The following is a 15,858-nucleotide window of genomic DNA, read 5'->3' as shown; positions in this document are numbered from 1 at the left end:
TGTAGCCCGCACACTCAGCACGTCGTTCCCGCGAAGGCGGGCACCCAAGTTTGCATAAAAACCGACACCAACCCTTTCACCCGTCCAGCAGCATCCTCAATCGGTTACAATGCCCCCGTGAAGCAGGCCAGGCAGCCGCTGGCCGTCACCCTCGGGTGATGGCGGGAGGAAGGTCCGGACTCCACAGAGCAGGGTGACGGTTAACGGCCGTCCGCTGAAAGCCGCAAGGTATAAGGCGAGGAACAGGGCCACAGAGACGAGCGTATTAAGTTACGGTGAAACGCGGTAACCTCCACCTGGAGCAATTCCAAATAGGCACGCGTTGATGTTGCTCGCGGAGCGTGCGGGTAGGAAGCTTGAGCGCTGGAGTAATCCAGCGCCTAGAGGAATGGCTGTCATAGGGGCGTCCCGCAAGGGAGACCACTACACAGAATCCGGCCTATCGGCCTGCTTTACATGAATTCAGACGGTCCGTCAGGGCCGCAGCCTGGCGCTGGAGACAACGATGCAGAAATACATCCTGGCTCTCGACCAGGGCACCACCAGCTCGCGCGCCATCGTCTTCGACCACGAAGGCATCCCGGTCGCGAGAAGCCAGCACGAATACCCCCAGCACTTCCCCCGGCCCGGATGGGTCGAGCACGACGCGCTCGACATCTGGCACAGCCAGCTCGCCTGCGCGCGCGAAGCCTTGCGCGACGCCGGCATCGCGGCATCCCAGGTGGCGGCCATCGGCATTGCCAACCAGCGCGAAACCACGGTGCTGTGGGACCGCGCCACCGGCGAGCCGGTCGCCCGCGCCATCGTCTGGCAGGACCGCCGCACGGCCGACCTGTGCGACCGCCTGCGCGCGCAGGGCAAGGCCCCCGAGATCCAGGAGCGCACCGGCCTCGAAGTCGACGCCTATTTTTCGGCGACCAAGCTGCAATGGCTGCTCGAGCACGTGCCCGGCGCCCGCGCGCGTGCCGAGCGTGGCGAACTGGCGTTCGGGACGGTGGACAGCTGGCTCGTGTACCGCCTGTGCGGGCGCCATGTCACGGACGTGAGCAACGCGGCGCGCACGATGCTGTTCAACATCCACACGCTGCGCTGGGACGACACGCTGCTGGCGCTGTTCGGCATCCCGCCGGCGCTGCTGCCGGAAGTGGTCGCCAGTTCGGAAGTCGTCGGGCTGGCCGCCGAGGAATGGTTCGGCCATGCGGTCCCGATCGCCGGCATCGCCGGCGACCAGCAGGCCGCCACCTTCGGCCAGGCCTGCCACCGCAAGGGCCTGGTCAAGAATACCTACGGGACCGGCTGCTTCATGCTGATGCACGCCGGCGACGCGCCCCCCAGGTCGCACAACCGCCTGCTGGCCACCGTCGGCTGGACGGTCAAGGGAAGGACCGACTATCTCCTGGAAGGCAGCGTCTTCATGGCCGGCGCCACGGTGCAGTGGCTGCGCGACGGCCTGGGCATCATCAGGCAGTCCGGCGACGTGGAGGCGCTGGCCCTGAGCGTGCCGGACAGCGGCGGCGTGATGCTGGTGCCGGCCTTCACCGGTCTCGGCGCCCCGCACTGGGACCCCTACGCACGCGGCGCCATCGTCGGCATGAGCCGCGGCACGACCGCCGCCCACATCGCCCGCGCCGCGGTCGAGGCGATCGCCTACCAGAGCGCCGAGCTGCTCGCGGCCATGCAGAAGGACACGGCCTGCGCGGTCCTCGAGATCCGGGCCGACGGCGGCGCCGCGCGCAACGACCTCCTGATGCAGTTCCAGGCCGACCTGCTGGGCATCCCGGTGGTGCGGCCGCGCGTGCTCGAAACGACGGCGCTGGGCGCGGCCTACCTGGCCGGGCTGGCGGTCGGTTACTGGGAAACGGCACAGGACATCGCGCGCCAGTGGCGGGTCGAGCGGCGCTTCGAGCCGGCGATGGATGCGGGCCGCCGCGGTGAGTTGCTGGCGCGCTGGGGCAGGGCGGTCGAGCACGCCAAGGCGTGGGAGAACCCCTGAGGGCGCCGCCGCGCTTGCGCGAGCGCCCCTGCGCCGCCGGAACACATCAGGAAGCTGGCAAATCTGCTAAGGTAAGACCGGTGTGATCCTGGAGGACTTGTGGCATGACGTTCGACATCCCTGCCGCCGGCAGCGGACCTTACCTGACCCTGCTCGGCATTACCCTGTTGCCGGCGCTGCTGCCAGTGCTGCTTGCACGCCGCCGCACGCTCGCGGCCAACCTCAAGACCATGCTCGCCTGCGTCCTGCTGATCCTGCCGTTCACGGCCTTCCTCGCGGCCGACGTCTCGCGCAACAGCCTGCAGGTGCGCGACGGCAAAGTGCAGGTAAAAGCCGGCTACTTCCGCGAATACGAACGCAAGCTCGCCGACTTCGACCTGGCGGGCGCCCGCCACGGCAACTATGCGGCAATCGATCCGGCGCAGATCGCCTGGCGCAGCAATGGCGTCGGCCTGCCGGGCTATCTGGCCGGGCGCTTCACCGGGGAAGACCGCAGCAAGCTGTTCGTCGTGATGACCGACCGTGAGCGCGTCGTCTATCTGCCGGCGAAGGGCGGGCAATCGCTGCTGGTGAGCGTGAAGCAGGGCGAACAGCTGCTGGAGGCGCTGCGCAATGCGCAGCTGCAGCTGACCCGGCGCGACTGGCCGGTTGCCCAACCGTGCCCGGCATCGCATGCCGGATACCGTATGATCCCTGCAGGGTGGCGCGGCATGCCGCCGTTCGCATGGGAGGCAAGATGATGAGATTGGGAGACACGGATCCGCGCCTGGTCCAGAAGCTGGGCACGCTCTCGGCGCGGGTGGTCGAGGATGCGCTGGCGTCGGGCCTGACCTGGGACCAGGCGATCGTGGCCTTCGGTATCGCGGCAAAGGCAATGGCGGCCAAGGCTGCCAGCCAGGGCGGCGGCACGCCGGACGAGTACGCGCTGCATGCCGAAAAGCGCCTCAAGGAAGGAATGAACCGCAGCAGCGCTGTCCTGAAGGCCTATCTCCGCTAGGGCCGGCAGAGCCGACCACCTTACCCATCTAGAAACCGATGCGCGACTTGCCCGGCACCTGGCGCAGCCGGATGTCCTCCACCGTGACATGCGCGCGCCCATCGGCCACCGCGTGGCCGAGGCCATCGAGCAGCGTCTTGCGCAGGTCGCGCGGCGACACCCCCGCCAGTTTGTCGAGCACCTTGTCGGCCAGGTGATCGTCGAAGCCACCCAGGTTCAGTTCGCGCACCAGGCCGCGCACCATGCGCTGGGCGATGCCCGCCGCCTGCTCGGGCGTCGGCGCCGGCACCTCGTATACCGCCATGCGGTTGAGCAGCGGCGCCGGAATCCCTTCGACCGAGTTCGCCGTCAGCACCCAGAAGATTCGGCTGGCATCGACTTCCACATCGATGAACTCGTCGCGGAAGGCCTTCGAGGTTTCCGGCTCCAGTAACTGGTAGAGGGCCGCCAGCGGATCCGACTGGCTCGACCCGGTCGCCTTTTCCACTTCGTCGAGCACTACCACCGGGTTTGCGTACTGTCCGCGCACCAGGCGCTCGGCCACCTTGCCGCACTTGGCGCCGCGCCAGCTGGCCGAACTGCCGGTGATGACGAAGCCGGCCGACAGTGCGTTCATGCTGATCAGCTCGCACTCGGTCTGCATGACCTTGGCCAGCCGCTTGGCGAAATGGGTTTTTCCGACGCCCGGGCCGCCCAGCAGCAGGATCGGCATGACGTTGAAGCCCTTGTCCCCTGCATGCGCGAGGCGCAGGTAGCGCGCCAGGTCGTCCAGGACTTCGTCGAAATTCGGGCATTCCTCGAACAAGGGGTCGAGGGCGTCGATGGAGGAGGGGGTGGTGACGAAACGGTCGGCCCCGGTTTCCAGCATGCGCTCGTAGAAGGCTTCGAGATCCGGGGAGCGGCCGCGGCTGCGGTCGAGCGCTTCCTGAACTTCGATCAGGTCGTAGACCGCGCAGGTACGGGCGAGAGTGATGCTCACGTCTGTCTCCTCGGCAGACCTGGGTGCAAGGACCCGAGCTCCGCCAGCATGGCCCGCCCCGTCCGGCTGTGCCACCCCGCGAGCGGGCCGTATGCAGGATGGGTCATTGCCTTGCTTTGATCCTAACCCTTCCTGACGAGCCCCGCAATGTCGAAACGGGCAATGCTGCACACCAAAATTTGTTTCCACAAGTAAACAAACCAGGTCCGTATGAGGCAGATCAAACCAAATGTTGTCATTACAAGTGAGGTGGAACCTTCACTCCGTTTCCTAAGTGACTGATTTACGAGACATTTTACCTTGGCGAAGCCTTAACACATGCCGCTAAGTCCTTGGTTTCATTAGTAAATTTAGGAATTGCAAAGACCGAATTCGCTTGACCGTCAACATTGATTCCAATAAAGTGGGAAACAGTGTGAAAAAGTGTCGAATTGTGGGGGATTTCCGGAACCGCAAGCACTAAAAAATACTAAATTGATAACTCTCCAGACTAGGTAAATACGTGTTCCAGGGCGCGTCAGCGATCAATCTCGATGCTAAGGGAAGGATGTCGATTCCGGCAAAGCATCGTGACGCCCTCGCGGTCCAGTGCGAAGGACGGATGACCTTGACGAAGCATCCGCACGGTTGCCTGTTGTTCTTCCCACGCCCGGTGTGGGAACAGCACCGCGAGCAGATCGCCGGCTGGCCGATGTCGGCCAGGGCATGGCAGCGCATTTTCCTTGGTAACGCGTGCGATGTCGAGTTGGACAGCGCAGGCCGGGTGCTGATTTCGCCCGAGCTGCGCGCCGCCGTTGGGCTGGAGAAGGAAGTCATGATGCTCGGGATGGGGACCCATTTCGAGATCTGGGATGCCGCCAAGCTCGCCGAAAGCGAAGCTGAAGCCGTGGCCGGCGGCATGCCCGATGTGCTTTCCAACTTCTCTTTCTGAGGCGCCGATGACGGAAACAAGGACGGTGCCTGCATTCCAGCATCGCACGGTGTTGTTGGACGAAGCAGTCGATGCGCTCAACCTGGTGGGCGAGCGCATCAACGGTACTTATATAGATGGCACGTTTGGCCGCGGCGGACACAGCCGCCTGATCCTGTCCCGGTTGGGCGAACGCGGCCGCCTGGTGGCGTTCGACAAGGACCCGCAGGCGATTGCCACCGCAGAGGGGGTGAATGACCCCCGTTTCACGATCGTGCACGACAGTTTTGCCACGATGCTCGACGCGCTTGCCGCGCGCGGCATCAGCCAGGTGGACGGCATCTTGCTGGACCTTGGTATTTCGTCGCCCCAGGTGGACGACGCCACCCGCGGATTCAGTTTCCGGCAGGATGGCCCGCTCGACATGCGCATGGATACCACGCGCGGCATGTCGGCGGCCGACTGGCTGGCCACCGCGGCGGAACAACAACTGGAAAAGGTCATACGAGATTATGGAGAAGAGCGGTTTGCTTTCAAGATTGCAAAGGCGATTGTTGCTCGCCGGTCAATCGAGCCAATTTCGACCACACGACAGCTTGCCGCAATCGTGGCAGACGCGGTCAAAACCCGGGAAAAGGGCAAGGATCCGGCAACCCGGACCTTTCAGGCTATCCGGATTTTCATCAATAAGGAGCTTGAGGACCTCGAGCAAGGCCTGAGCGCGGCCTACGCCATGCTCGCGCCGGGCGCGCGCATGTCCGTGATCAGCTTCCATTCGCTGGAAGACCGCATGGTCAAGCAGTTCCTGGCATCCAAGGCCAAGGTCGAGCAGCCGGACCGCCGCCTGCCGATCCGCGCCGCCGACCTGCCGCAGCCCTTGATGAAGCTGGTCGCCAAGATCAAGCCGTCCGACGCGGAGGTCGGCGCCAACCCGCGCGCCCGCTCGGCGGTCCTGCGCGTGGCCGAGCGCCTGGGCGAGCACCTGGAGAGCGCGGCATGAGTGCCAAGCTGAGCATCGTGCTGACCGTGGTGCTGGTCGGCTGCGCGCTGTCGGTGGTGAACGCGCGCTACCAGGCGCGCCACCTGCTCATCGAGCTGGAGCGCCTGCAGCAGCATTCGCGCCAGCTGGAGATCGACTGGGCCCAGCTCCAGCTCGACCAGTCCACGCTCGGCAAGAACGAGCGCATCGAGCAGATCGCCCGCAACAACCTGAACATGGCTCCGCTGACCCCGGCCCGTACCCAGTACCTGACGGAAGGCGCGCAATGAGCCGGAGCGCACAACGGGCCAGCGCCCGCGTCGCCGCGTCCAAGGGCGTGGCCTTCTCCAAGAGTCCGGTGCTGGCCGTGAACGTGCCGAACTGGCGTTCGCGCCTGGTGCTGTTCGTGCTGTTCGCCGCATTCGCGGCGCTTGCCGTGCGCGCGCTCTGGCTGCAGGGCGTGTCCACGCAGTTCCTGCAAAAGCAGGGCAAGAGCCGCTACGAGCGCACGCTTGAACTGCCGGCCACGCGCGGCAAGATCATGGACCGCAACGGCGCCGTGCTGGCCTCGTCGCTGCCGGTCCGCGCGGTGTGGGCGATTCCCGAAGACCTGCTCAAGAATCCGCCCGGGAAGATCGCCGAACTGGCGCGCCTGCTCGAGATGCCGGAGGCGGACCTGCGCAAGAAGCTCGATTCGGACCGCACCTTCGTCTACCTCAAGCGCCAGGTGGAGATGCCGGTCATCGCCGAGATCGAGAAGCTCAAGCTCGGCGGCCTCGACACCCGCAAGGAATTCAAGCGCTTCTACCCGCAGGGCGAAGTGATGACCCACATGGTCGGCTTCACCAACGTCGAGGACGTCGGCCAGGAAGGCATGGAGCTGTTCCACCAGAAGTCCCTGATGGGCGTGCCGGGCAGCCGCCGCGTCATCAAGGACCGCCTCGGGCACATCGCCGAAGACCTGGGCATGTTCCGCGAGCCGCACCAGGGCAAGGACCTGACCCTGTCGATCGACAGCAAGCTGCAGTACATCGCCTTCACCAGCGTGAAGAACGCGGTCGAGAAGTTCAACGCCCAGGCCGGGGGCGCGGTGGTGCTCGACGTGCACACCGGCGAAGTGCTGGCCATGGCCAACTACCCCACCTACAACCCGAACGACCGCAAGAACCTGACCGGCGCCCAGCTGCGCAACCGCGTCATCACCGACACCTTCGAGCCGGGTTCGACCCTCAAGCCGATGACCGTGGCGCTCGGCCTGGAAAAGAAGAAGATCACGCCGGACACCGTGTTCGACACCTCGGGCGGACGCATCGTGGTGGGCGGCCGCCCGATCCGCGACATGCACCCGAAGGAAGCGCTCACGGTCAGCGGCATCATCCAGAAGTCGTCGAACGTCGGCACGGTCAAGATCGCCCAGATGCTCGAACCGAAGGACATGTGGGAGCTGTACACCAAGCTCGGCTACGGCCAGGCGCCGCGCTTCGGTTTCCCGGGCGCGGTGGCCGGCCGTGTGCGCCCATGGAAATCGTGGAAGCCGATCGAATATGCCAACATGTCCTTCGGCCACGGCCTGTCGGTGTCGCTGCTGCAGCTGGCGCGCTCGTACATGGTGTTCGCGCGCGAAGGCGACATCATCCCCTTGTCCTTCCTGAAGGTGACCGAAGAGCCGGTCGGCCAGCCGGTGATCTCGCCGAAGACCGCCGCCCAGGTGCGCACGATGCTGGAATCGGTCGTCGGCCCGGAAGGCACGGCATCGAAAGCCCAGGTCGCCGGTTACCGCGTCGGCGGCAAGACCGGCACCGCCGAAAAGATCGTCAACGGCCGCTACTCGAAGACTGACAACATCGGCTATTTCGTCGGCATCGCGCCGATGTCCAAGCCGCGCTTCGTCATCGCGGTCATGATCGACAACCCGAGGGGCGCGTTGCGAACCGGCGGCAGCGTCGCCGCGCCGACGGCTGCCGACCTTGCATCGAATGCGTTGCGGGCGGCAAACATACCGCCCGACTCCTCGGTGACCGACATCATCATTCCGGAACATCCCCTAGAGGAGAGCATGTGATGCTCATGAATGAGAACGACATCACCCAGCCGGACCTGGCCCGGCGGATCCGTGCCGCCGCCCCGGGCGGCCGTCTCGTTTCCGACTCCCGCCGCCTGAAGGCAGGCGACGTGTTCTTCGCCTATCCGGGCGAGGCTGCCGATGGCCGCAACTTCATCGCTGCGGCCATTGCCGCCGGCGCCGCCGCCGTCGTCTACGAAGAAAGCGGCTACACCTGGAATACGGAGCACGACGTCCCCCATTTCGCCGTCCCCGAGCTGAAGAAGAATGCGGGTCCGATCGCCCACGCCGTATTGAACTGCCCGGACGCGCAGATGTTCACCGTCGCCGTCACCGGCACCAACGGCAAGACCTCCTGCGCCGTATGGACCGGCCAGGCGCTGGCGCGCCTGGGCGAGACCGCGGCCGTGGTCGGTACCCTGGGCGTGGGCGTCATGAAAGGCAAGGGAAGCGCGGCCGAACCGCAGTTCGACGCCACCGGCTACACCACGCCGGACGCGGTGCTGCTCGCGCAGACACTGGCCGACCTGCGCGGCCGCGGCGCCACCGCGCTGGCCATCGAAGCCTCGTCGATCGGCCTGGTGCAGGACCGCGCCGCGGGGATGCATTTCGACGTCGCCATTTTCACCAACCTGACGCGCGACCACCTCGACTTCCATGGCAGCATGGAGAACTACGAAGCCGCCAAGGTCAAGCTGTTCGAGTGGGAAGGCCTGAAGCATGCGGTCGTGAACCTGGATGACCCGGCGGGCCGGCGCCTGGTGGCGCACCTGCGCGCGAACTTCGCCCAGCTGCCGGTCACCGGCTACACGCTCAAGAACGACACCGAGCAGGCCGCCATCGAAGGCGTGCGCATCCTGCGCGCCTCGCAGCTGCGCAGCCGTAACGCCGGCACCGAATTCCACCTCGATTCCCCGCTGGGCGCCGCCACGGTCAAGACCCGCCTGGTCGGCCATTTCAACGTCAGCAATGCGCTGGCGGTACTGGGTGCGCTGCTGGCGAAGGACGTGCCGCTCAAGCAGGCGGTCGATGCGATCGAGGCGCTGGTGCCGGCCCCGGGCCGCATGCAGCAGATCGGCGGCCAGGACGCGCCGATGGTCGTGATCGACTACGCCCACACGCCGGACGCACTGGAAAAGACGCTCGACGCCCTGCGCCAGGTCGCGCACGAACGCGGCGGCCAGCTGTGGTGCGTGTTCGGCTGCGGCGGCGACCGCGACCCGGGCAAGCGCCCGCAGATGGGCGCGGCTGCCGAGGCCGCCGACCACATCCTGGTCACCAGCGACAATCCGCGCAGCGAAGAACCTGCCGGCATCATCGCCCAGGTCGTCGCCGGCATCCGCAAGGAATACCAGGCCGTGGAGGACCGTGCCACCGCCATCCTGCTGGCCGTGAAGAATGCCGCCAAGCCGGACGTGATCCTGCTGGCAGGGAAGGGCCACGAGCCCTACCAGGAGATCAAGGGCAAGAAGATCCCGTTCTCCGACGCCGACCATGCTTCGCTGGCCTTGACCGCGCGGCTCACCATGATGAGGACCCACTGATGCGCGGTACGCTCGCACAACTCGCCGCGGCCATCCCGGGCGCACGGCTCGTGGGCGACGACGTCCCCTTCGTGGGCGTCTCGACCGACAGCCGCACGGCCAACGCCGGCGCGCTGTTCGTCGCGCTGCGCGGCGAGACCTTCGATGCGCACGACTTCCTCGACCAGGTCGCGGGACGCGGCGTGGCCGCGGTGGTGGTCCATGCGCTGCCGGCAGGCTGGACCCTGCCGGCCATCGTGGTGCCGGACACCCTGGTGGCGCTGGGCCGCATCGCCAATGCCTGGCGCAAGCACTATGCCATCCCCGTGATCGGCGTGACCGGCTCGAACGGCAAGACCACGGTCAAGGAAATGATCGCGTCGATCCTGGCCGCCGCGTTCGGCGACGAGGCGCGCCTGGCGACGCAGGGCAACCTGAATAACGAGATCGGCGTGCCGCTGACGCTGTTCCGCCTGGGCGCGCAGCACCGCGCGGCGGTGATCGAGATGGGCATGAACCATCCGGGCGAGATCGGTCGCCTGGCCGCCATCGCCGAGCCGACCGTCGCCATGGTCAACAACGCCCAGCGCGAGCACCAGGAATTCATGCACACCGTGGAAGCGGTGGCGCGCGAGAACGGGTCGGTCCTGGCGGCGCTGCCGGCGGACGGCGTCGCGGTGTTCCCGGGGGACGATACCTATACGGACCTGTGGCGCGGGATGGCCAGGAGTTCCACCCTGACGTTCGGCCTGACCAACGACTGTGACGTGAGCGCGACGTACACGTCGACCGGCTTCGGGAATGAAGTACGGGTCATCGCAGGCGGCGCGCTGTCGACGGTGAAGCTCGCCGCCGCCGGCGAACACAACGTGCGCAACGCGCTCGCCGCCTTCGCCTGCTGCCTGGCCGCCGGCATCCCCGCCGATGCCATCGTGCGCGGCCTGGAAAGCTTTGCCCCGGTCGGCGGCCGCCTGCAGCGCAAGCAGGCCGCGAACGGCGCCACCGTGATCGACGACACCTACAACGCCAACCCGGATTCGATGCGCGCCGCGATCGACGTGCTGGCCGCCTACCCGGCCCCGCGCATCCTGGTGGTGGGCGACATGGGCGAGGTCGGCACCCAAGGAAAAGAGTTTCATGAAGAAGTCGGTGCCTATGCCCAGGAGCGTGGCATCGACAACGTGCTCGCTTTTGGCGAACTGGCCCTCCACATTGCAAATGCGATGACGGCGTCGGGAGCACGGCATTACGAGCAGTTCGACGAATTATTGGCAGCACTGGATGTAACTCTGGGCGGCAACGCAGGTGCCAAATGCGACGCGACTGTGCTGGTGAAGGGCTCGCGCTTCATGAAAATGGAGCGCGTGGTCCAGCACCTGACTCAATCAAACCACCCAGGCAAGGACACCCACTGACATGCTTCTCTGGCTCGCCCAATATTTCCAGGACTACATCGGTCCGTTGCGCGTATTTAACTACATCACCTTCCGCGCGGTGTTCGCGACCATCACCGCGATCGCCATCGGCCTGATCTGCGGCCCGGCCGTCATCCGCAAGCTCACCGCCATGAAGGTCGGCCAGGCGGTGCGTACCTACGGCCCGCAGACCCACCTGGCCAAGCACGGCACCCCGACCATGGGCGGCGTGCTGGTCCTGATTTCGATCGGCATCTCGACCCTGCTGTGGTGCGACCTGTCGAACCGCCTGATCTGGCCGGTGCTGGTCGTGACCATGGGTTTCGGCGCCGTCGGCTGGGTCGACGACTACCGCAAGGTGGTCTACAAGGACCCGGAAGGCATGCGCTCGGGCGAAAAGTACTTCTGGATGTCGCTGATCGGCATCGCTTCGGCCCTGTACCTGGCCTTCTCGGTGTCGGCCGAGAATCCGTGGGAAGTGCTGCAACTGTTCTACGCCTGGGTGCAGTCGGGCTTCTCGATGACCCTGCCGCCCAAGGCCGACCTGATCGTCCCGTTCTTCAAATCGATCAGCTATCCGCTGGGCGTGTGGGGCTTCATCGCGCTGACCTACTGCGTCATCGTCGGTTCCTCGAACGCGGTCAACTTCACCGACGGCCTGGATGGCCTGGCGATCATGCCGACCGTGATGGTCGGCGGCGCGCTCGGCCTGTTCGCCTACCTGACCGGCAGCGTGACCTATTCGAACTACCTGTTCATTCCCTATATCCCGGGCGCCGGCGAACTCTTGATCTTCTGCGGCGCGATGGCGGGTGCGGGGCTGGCCTTCCTGTGGTACAACGCGCACCCCGCGCAGATGTTCATGGGCGACGTCGGCGCGCTGGCGCTGGGCGGCGCGCTCGGCACCATCGCCGTCATCGTGCGCCAGGAAATCGTCCTGTTCATCATGGGCGGCGTGTTCGTGGCCGAGACCCTGTCGGTGATCATCCAGGTGACCTGGTTCAAGTACACCAAGAAGCGCTACGGCGCCGGCCGCCGCGTGTTCCTGATGGCGCCGCTGCACCACCATTTCGAACAAAAGGGCTGGAAGGAGACCAAGGTCGTGGTCCGCTTCTGGATCGTCACCATGATGCTGGTCCTCGTGGGCCTGTCCACTCTGAAGCTGCGTTGAGATGACTTACGAAGGCAAATCCGCATTGGTGCTGGGCCTGGGCGAATCCGGGCTGGCGATGGCGCAATGGCTGGCCCGTTGCGGCGCGCGCGTGCGCGTGGCCGACACCCGCACCGAGCCGCAGCGCCTGTTCGCCCTGCGCCAGGCGGTGCCGACGGCCGAATTCGTCGGCGGGGACGCATCCGGCGCATTCGACGAAAGCCTGCTCGACGGCATGGACTTCGTCGCCGTCAGCCCGGGCCTGGCCCCGGAGCGCGAACTGGCGCGGATTGCGCCGGCCGCGCAGGAACGCGCCATCCCGGTGTGGGGCGAGATCGAACTGTTCGCCCAGGCGCTGGCGCACCTGCGCACTGAACGCGCTTATGCGCCGAAAGTCATCGCGATCACCGGCACCAACGGCAAGACCACGGTAACCAGCCTGACGGGCCTGCTGTGCCGCCGCGCCGGCCTGAGCACCCGCGTGGCCGGCAACATCAGCCCCGCCGCGCTGGACGTGCTGCGTGAATGCCTGGACGGCGACGAGCTGCCGCAGGCCTGGGTGCTCGAGCTGTCCAGCTTCCAGCTGCACACCACCGCCAGCCTGCAGGCCGATGCCGCAACGGTCCTCAACGTGACCCAGGACCACCTCGACTGGCACGGCAGCATGGATGCCTACGCAGCGGACAAGGCGCGCATCTTCGGCCCCGCGACGGTGCGCGTCCTGAACCGCAACGATGCGATCGTGATGCGCATGGGGCCGGCGGACACGCCGGCCGCCGACGTCCCGGCCTATACCTTCGGTACGGACGAGCCCCTTGAACCGGACAGCTTCGGCCTGCTCAACGAGCGTGGCGTGCTGTGGCTGGCCAATGCCGTGGCGCTGGATGACGAAGCACCGAAAAAACTGAAGAAGGGCGAACTGCCGCCGCCCGTGGAGGTCGCCGTCAACCGCCTGATGCCGGCCGACGCCCTGAAGATCCGCGGCCTGCACAATGCCTCGAATGCCCTGGCCGCACTGGCCCTGTGCCGCGCCTGCGGCTTGCCGCTGGCGCCGCTGCTGCACGGCCTGCGCGAATACGCGGGCGAGCCGCATCGCGTCGAACTGGTTGCCAGCATCGACGGCGTGGATTACTACGACGACAGCAAGGGCACCAACGTCGGCGCCACCGTCGCGGCACTGGAAGGCCTGGGCAAGGCCTTTGCCGGCGAAGACCAGCAGATCCTCCTGATCGCCGGCGGCGACGGCAAGGGCCAGGACTTCGCACCGCTGGCACTCCCGGCATCGCGCCACGTGCGCGCCGTGCTGCTGATCGGCCGCGATGCGCCTGCTGTCAGGGCCGCCATCGAGCCGACCGGCGTGCCGGTGTTCGACCTGCCCGGCCTGCCGGAAGCCGTGCGCCGCGCCGCCGGCCTCGCGCGCCCGGGCGACGCGGTGCTGCTGTCGCCGGCCTGCGCCAGCCTCGACATGTTCACCAACTACGCGCATCGCGCGCAGGTGTTCGTCGAGGCCGTGCGCGACATCGCACTGGAAAAAGGACAGGAGATCTGATGCCTTTCCAGATTCCATTCAAGTTCTCCGGATCGAGCAGCGACGCGACCATCGCGGCGCGCAGCCGCCCGTCGAAGATGATGGGCTACGACCAGCCGCTGGTCTGGGTCACCGTGCTGCTCATGCTGTTCGGCCTGGTGATGGTGTATTCGGCCTCGATAGCGTTGCCGGATTCGCCCAAGTTCGCCTACCTGGGCGACAAGAACGAATACTTCCTGTACCGCCAGGCGATGTACATTGCCGTCTCGATGGCGGCCGCCGCCGTGGTGTTCCAGATCCCGGTCGCCGTGTGGCAGAAATGGGCGCCGATGCTGTTCATCGGCACCCTGGTGCTGCTGGTGATCGTGCTGATCCCGGGCATCGGGCACTCCGTCAACGGCGCACGCCGCTGGCTGCCGCTGAAGTTCATGCTGCTGCAGCCGTCCGAGATCATGAAGATCGCCGTCGTCCTGTACGCGGCCGACTTCACGGTGCGCAAGCAGGAATACATGCACAAGCTGACCAAGGGCTTCCTGCCGATGATGGTCGCGATCGGCCTGGTCGGCGGCCTGCTGCTGATGGAGCCGGACCTCGGCGCCTTCGGCGTGATCGTCTGCATTGCGATGGGCATCCTGTTCCTGGGCGGGATCAACATCGTCTGGTTCGGCGGCATCGGCGCGCTGCTGGTGCTGATCTTCAGCACCATCATCGCGCTCTCGCCGTTCCGCCGCGCCCGCATGTTCGCCTACCTCGACCCATGGGAAGAGGGTAATGCGCTGGACAAGGCGTACCAGTTGACGCATTCCCTGATCGCCTTCGGGCGCGGCGAGTTCTTCGGCGTGGGCCTGGGCGGCAGCGTCGAGAAGCTGTTCTACCTGCCGGAAGCGCACACCGACTTCATCATGGCGGTGATCGGCGAAGAGCTCGGCCTGGCCGGGGTGCTGGTCGTGATCGCGATGTTCTACTGGCTCGTCAAGCGCGCCTTCGACATCGGCCGCCAGGCGATCGCCCTGGACCAGATCTTCGCCGGCCTGGCCGCGAAGGGGATCGGCATCTGGATCGGCGTGCAGACCTTCATCAACATGGGCGTGAATCTCGGCCTGCTGCCGACCAAGGGCCTGACCCTGCCGCTCATGAGCTTCGGTGGCTCGGGTGTGCTGTTCAACTGCGTCGGCCTGGCGATCCTGCTGCGGATCGATTACGAGAACCGGGTGCGCATGCGTGGGGGGCGGACATGAGTACGCAAACGAGCAAGCGCCTGATGATCATGGCGGCCGGCACCGGCGGCCACATCTTCCCCGGCATCGCGATCGCGCAGACCATGCGCGCGCGCGGCTGGGAAGTGTCGTGGCTGGGCACCGCGCACGGCATGGAAAAAGACCTGGTGCCGAAGGCCGGCATCGAGATGGACACCATCGACTTCGCCGGCCTGCGCGGCAAGGGGCTGGGCCATGCCGTCAGCGGCGCCTTCAAGATGGCCGGCGGTTTCCTTGCCTGCCGCCGCATCCTCGGCCAGCGCAAGCCGGACGTCGTGCTCGGCATGGGCGGCTACGTGACGGTGCCGGGCGGGATGATGGCGCGCGCGCGCGGGGTGCCGCTGGCGCTGGTGAACGCCGATGCGGCGCTGCTGCTGTCGAACAAGACCCTGGCCCCGATCGCCCAGCGCGTGCTGTTCGGCTTCCCGGCCGATTTCGGCAAGGCCGCCGGCAAGGCGGTCGTCACCGGCAACCCGGTGCGCCAGCAGATCCTCGACCTGCCGGCACCCGCGACGCGCTTTGCGGGCCGCAGCGGCCCGCTGCGCGTGCTGGTGGTGGGCGGCAGCCTGGGTGCCAAGGTGCTGAACGACAGCGTACCGGCCGCGCTCGCACAGATCGACCCGGCCTTGCGTCCCGTCGTGACCCACCAGTCGGGCAAGAAGAATATCGACGCGCTGCGTGCGGCCTACGCGCAGGCGGGGGTGCAGGCGAAGGTCGTCGACTTCATCGACGACATGGCGGCAAGCTACGCCGATGCCGACCTCGTGATCTGCCGCGCCGGCGCGATCACGGTGTCGGAACTGACGGCCGCCGGCGTGGCCAGCGTGCTGGTGCCTTTCGTGGCCAGCACCACCAGCCACCAGCGCGACAACGCGGTCTGGATGCAGGAACAGAAGGCGGCACGCTACCAGCCGCAGGGCGAACTGAATCCGCAGCGGCTGGCAAGCCTGCTGCAGACGACGTCGCGCGACGATTGCCTGGCGATGGCCCAGGCGGCGCACGGCGTGGGCAAGCGCGATGCCAACGAGGCGATCGCGCGCGAACTGGAAAAACTGGCGGGATGAAC

Annotated in this window: 14 protein-coding genes and 1 other RNA gene; 14 read left to right on the top strand and 1 reads right to left on the bottom strand. The window is 66.5% G+C overall.

The features are described from left to right. The first annotated feature begins 119 nt into the window (after nt 1-119). The 4 genes from rnpB to ACFFJK_RS05095 all read left to right on the top strand — a co-directional run bounded on the left by rnpB (nt 120) and on the right by ACFFJK_RS05095 (nt 2,990). Nucleotides 120-458, top strand: an RNA gene (gene rnpB / locus ACFFJK_RS05110) — RNase P RNA component class A. A gap of 47 nt (nt 459-505) precedes the next feature. Beyond that, on the top strand, nt 506-1,993 hold the full coding sequence (gene glpK, locus ACFFJK_RS05105; RefSeq protein ID WP_379678055.1) for a glycerol kinase GlpK: 1,488 nt from the start codon (nt 506-508) through the stop codon (nt 1,991-1,993). Between the two features lie 104 nt (nt 1,994-2,097). After that, nucleotides 2,098-2,733, top strand: a complete 636-nt coding sequence (locus ACFFJK_RS05100; protein WP_379678054.1) for a PH domain-containing protein — start codon at nt 2,098-2,100, stop codon at nt 2,731-2,733. Further along, complete coding sequence (locus ACFFJK_RS05095) at nt 2,730-2,990, top strand: hypothetical protein (RefSeq protein ID WP_379678053.1); 261 nt, start codon at nt 2,730-2,732, stop codon at nt 2,988-2,990. Before ACFFJK_RS05100 ends, ACFFJK_RS05095 begins: the two co-directional genes overlap by 4 nt. A 28-nt stretch (nt 2,991-3,018) precedes the next feature. Here ACFFJK_RS05095 and ACFFJK_RS05090 read toward each other — a convergent pair whose 3' ends face one another. Next, nucleotides 3,019-3,969 carry an AAA family ATPase gene (locus ACFFJK_RS05090; protein ID WP_379678052.1) on the bottom strand — a complete coding sequence of 317 codons (951 nt, stop codon included), beginning with the start codon at nt 3,967-3,969 and terminating at the stop codon, nt 3,019-3,021. Between the two features lie 502 nt (nt 3,970-4,471). Here ACFFJK_RS05090 and mraZ point away from each other — a divergent pair. Genes mraZ through murG form a run of 10 tightly spaced genes read left to right on the top strand, consistent with a single transcriptional unit; the run spans nt 4,472 to nt 15,856 of the window. Further along, nucleotides 4,472-4,900, top strand: a complete 429-nt coding sequence (gene mraZ, locus ACFFJK_RS05085; RefSeq protein ID WP_379678051.1) for a division/cell wall cluster transcriptional repressor MraZ — start codon at nt 4,472-4,474, stop codon at nt 4,898-4,900. 7 nt (nt 4,901-4,907) lie between these two features. Continuing rightward, nucleotides 4,908-5,879 carry a 16S rRNA (cytosine(1402)-N(4))-methyltransferase RsmH gene (gene rsmH, locus ACFFJK_RS05080; protein WP_379678050.1) on the top strand — a complete coding sequence of 324 codons (972 nt, stop codon included), beginning with the start codon at nt 4,908-4,910 and terminating at the stop codon, nt 5,877-5,879. After that, a complete protein-coding gene (gene ftsL, locus ACFFJK_RS05075) occupies nt 5,876-6,148 on the top strand; it encodes a cell division protein FtsL (protein ID WP_379678049.1) in 273 nt (90 codons plus the stop codon). Before rsmH ends, ftsL begins: the two co-directional genes overlap by 4 nt. After that, entirely contained in the window at nt 6,145-7,920 is a 1,776-nt protein-coding gene (locus ACFFJK_RS05070; protein WP_379678048.1) for a peptidoglycan D,D-transpeptidase FtsI family protein, read from the top strand. Before ftsL ends, ACFFJK_RS05070 begins: the two co-directional genes overlap by 4 nt. 5 nt (nt 7,921-7,925) lie before the next feature. Continuing rightward, nucleotides 7,926-9,464, top strand: coding sequence for a UDP-N-acetylmuramoyl-L-alanyl-D-glutamate--2,6-diaminopimelate ligase (locus ACFFJK_RS05065; RefSeq protein ID WP_379678271.1), 1,539 nt, complete (start codon nt 7,926-7,928; stop codon nt 9,462-9,464). Beyond that, on the top strand, nt 9,464-10,858 hold the full coding sequence (locus ACFFJK_RS05060; protein ID WP_379678047.1) for a UDP-N-acetylmuramoyl-tripeptide--D-alanyl-D-alanine ligase: 1,395 nt from the start codon (nt 9,464-9,466) through the stop codon (nt 10,856-10,858). Before ACFFJK_RS05065 ends, ACFFJK_RS05060 begins: the two co-directional genes overlap by 1 nt. Nucleotide 10,859: 1 nt before the next feature. Further along, complete coding sequence (gene mraY / locus ACFFJK_RS05055) at nt 10,860-12,029, top strand: phospho-N-acetylmuramoyl-pentapeptide-transferase (RefSeq protein ID WP_379678046.1); 1,170 nt, start codon at nt 10,860-10,862, stop codon at nt 12,027-12,029. A 1-nt stretch (nt 12,030) separates the two neighbouring features. Next, nucleotides 12,031-13,557 (top strand): UDP-N-acetylmuramoyl-L-alanine--D-glutamate ligase, encoded by a 1,527-nt coding sequence (gene murD, locus ACFFJK_RS05050; protein ID WP_379678045.1) that lies wholly within the window; start codon nt 12,031-12,033, stop codon nt 13,555-13,557. Next, a complete protein-coding gene (gene ftsW / locus ACFFJK_RS05045) occupies nt 13,557-14,774 on the top strand; it encodes a putative lipid II flippase FtsW (RefSeq protein WP_379678044.1) in 1,218 nt (405 codons plus the stop codon). Before murD ends, ftsW begins: the two co-directional genes overlap by 1 nt. Then, nucleotides 14,771-15,856 (top strand): undecaprenyldiphospho-muramoylpentapeptide beta-N-acetylglucosaminyltransferase, encoded by a 1,086-nt coding sequence (gene murG, locus ACFFJK_RS05040; RefSeq protein ID WP_379678042.1) that lies wholly within the window; start codon nt 14,771-14,773, stop codon nt 15,854-15,856. Before ftsW ends, murG begins: the two co-directional genes overlap by 4 nt. The last annotated feature ends 2 nt before the right edge of the window (nt 15,857-15,858 follow it).

The sequence above is a fragment of the Massilia consociata genome, assembly GCF_042432755.1.
Taxonomy (GTDB): domain Bacteria; phylum Pseudomonadota; class Gammaproteobacteria; order Burkholderiales; family Burkholderiaceae_D; genus Telluria; species Telluria consociata.
Note: the sequence above shows the minus strand (reverse complement) of the source record. Positions and strands in the feature narration are given on the sequence as shown.

What these genes read in the sequence shown, in the direction of transcription:
- glpK (WP_379678055.1), top strand. Translation starts at nt 506, where the DNA reads ATGCAGAAATACATCCTGGCTCTCGACCAGGGCACCACCAGCTCGCGC.
- ACFFJK_RS05100 (WP_379678054.1), top strand. Translation starts at nt 2,098, where the DNA reads ATGACGTTCGACATCCCTGCCGCCGGCAGCGGACCTTACCTGACCCTG.
- ACFFJK_RS05095 (WP_379678053.1), top strand. Translation starts at nt 2,730, where the DNA reads ATGATGAGATTGGGAGACACGGATCCGCGCCTGGTCCAGAAGCTGGGC.
- rsmH (WP_379678050.1), top strand. Translation starts at nt 4,908, where the DNA reads ATGACGGAAACAAGGACGGTGCCTGCATTCCAGCATCGCACGGTGTTG.
- ftsL (WP_379678049.1), top strand. Translation starts at nt 5,876, where the DNA reads ATGAGTGCCAAGCTGAGCATCGTGCTGACCGTGGTGCTGGTCGGCTGC.
- ACFFJK_RS05070 (WP_379678048.1), top strand. Translation starts at nt 6,145, where the DNA reads ATGAGCCGGAGCGCACAACGGGCCAGCGCCCGCGTCGCCGCGTCCAAG.
- ACFFJK_RS05065 (WP_379678271.1), top strand. Translation starts at nt 7,926, where the DNA reads ATGAATGAGAACGACATCACCCAGCCGGACCTGGCCCGGCGGATCCGT.
- ACFFJK_RS05060 (WP_379678047.1), top strand. Translation starts at nt 9,464, where the DNA reads ATGCGCGGTACGCTCGCACAACTCGCCGCGGCCATCCCGGGCGCACGG.
- mraY (WP_379678046.1), top strand. Translation starts at nt 10,860, where the DNA reads ATGCTTCTCTGGCTCGCCCAATATTTCCAGGACTACATCGGTCCGTTG.
- murD (WP_379678045.1), top strand. Translation starts at nt 12,031, where the DNA reads ATGACTTACGAAGGCAAATCCGCATTGGTGCTGGGCCTGGGCGAATCC.
- ftsW (WP_379678044.1), top strand. Translation starts at nt 13,557, where the DNA reads ATGCCTTTCCAGATTCCATTCAAGTTCTCCGGATCGAGCAGCGACGCG.
- murG (WP_379678042.1), top strand. Translation starts at nt 14,771, where the DNA reads ATGAGTACGCAAACGAGCAAGCGCCTGATGATCATGGCGGCCGGCACC.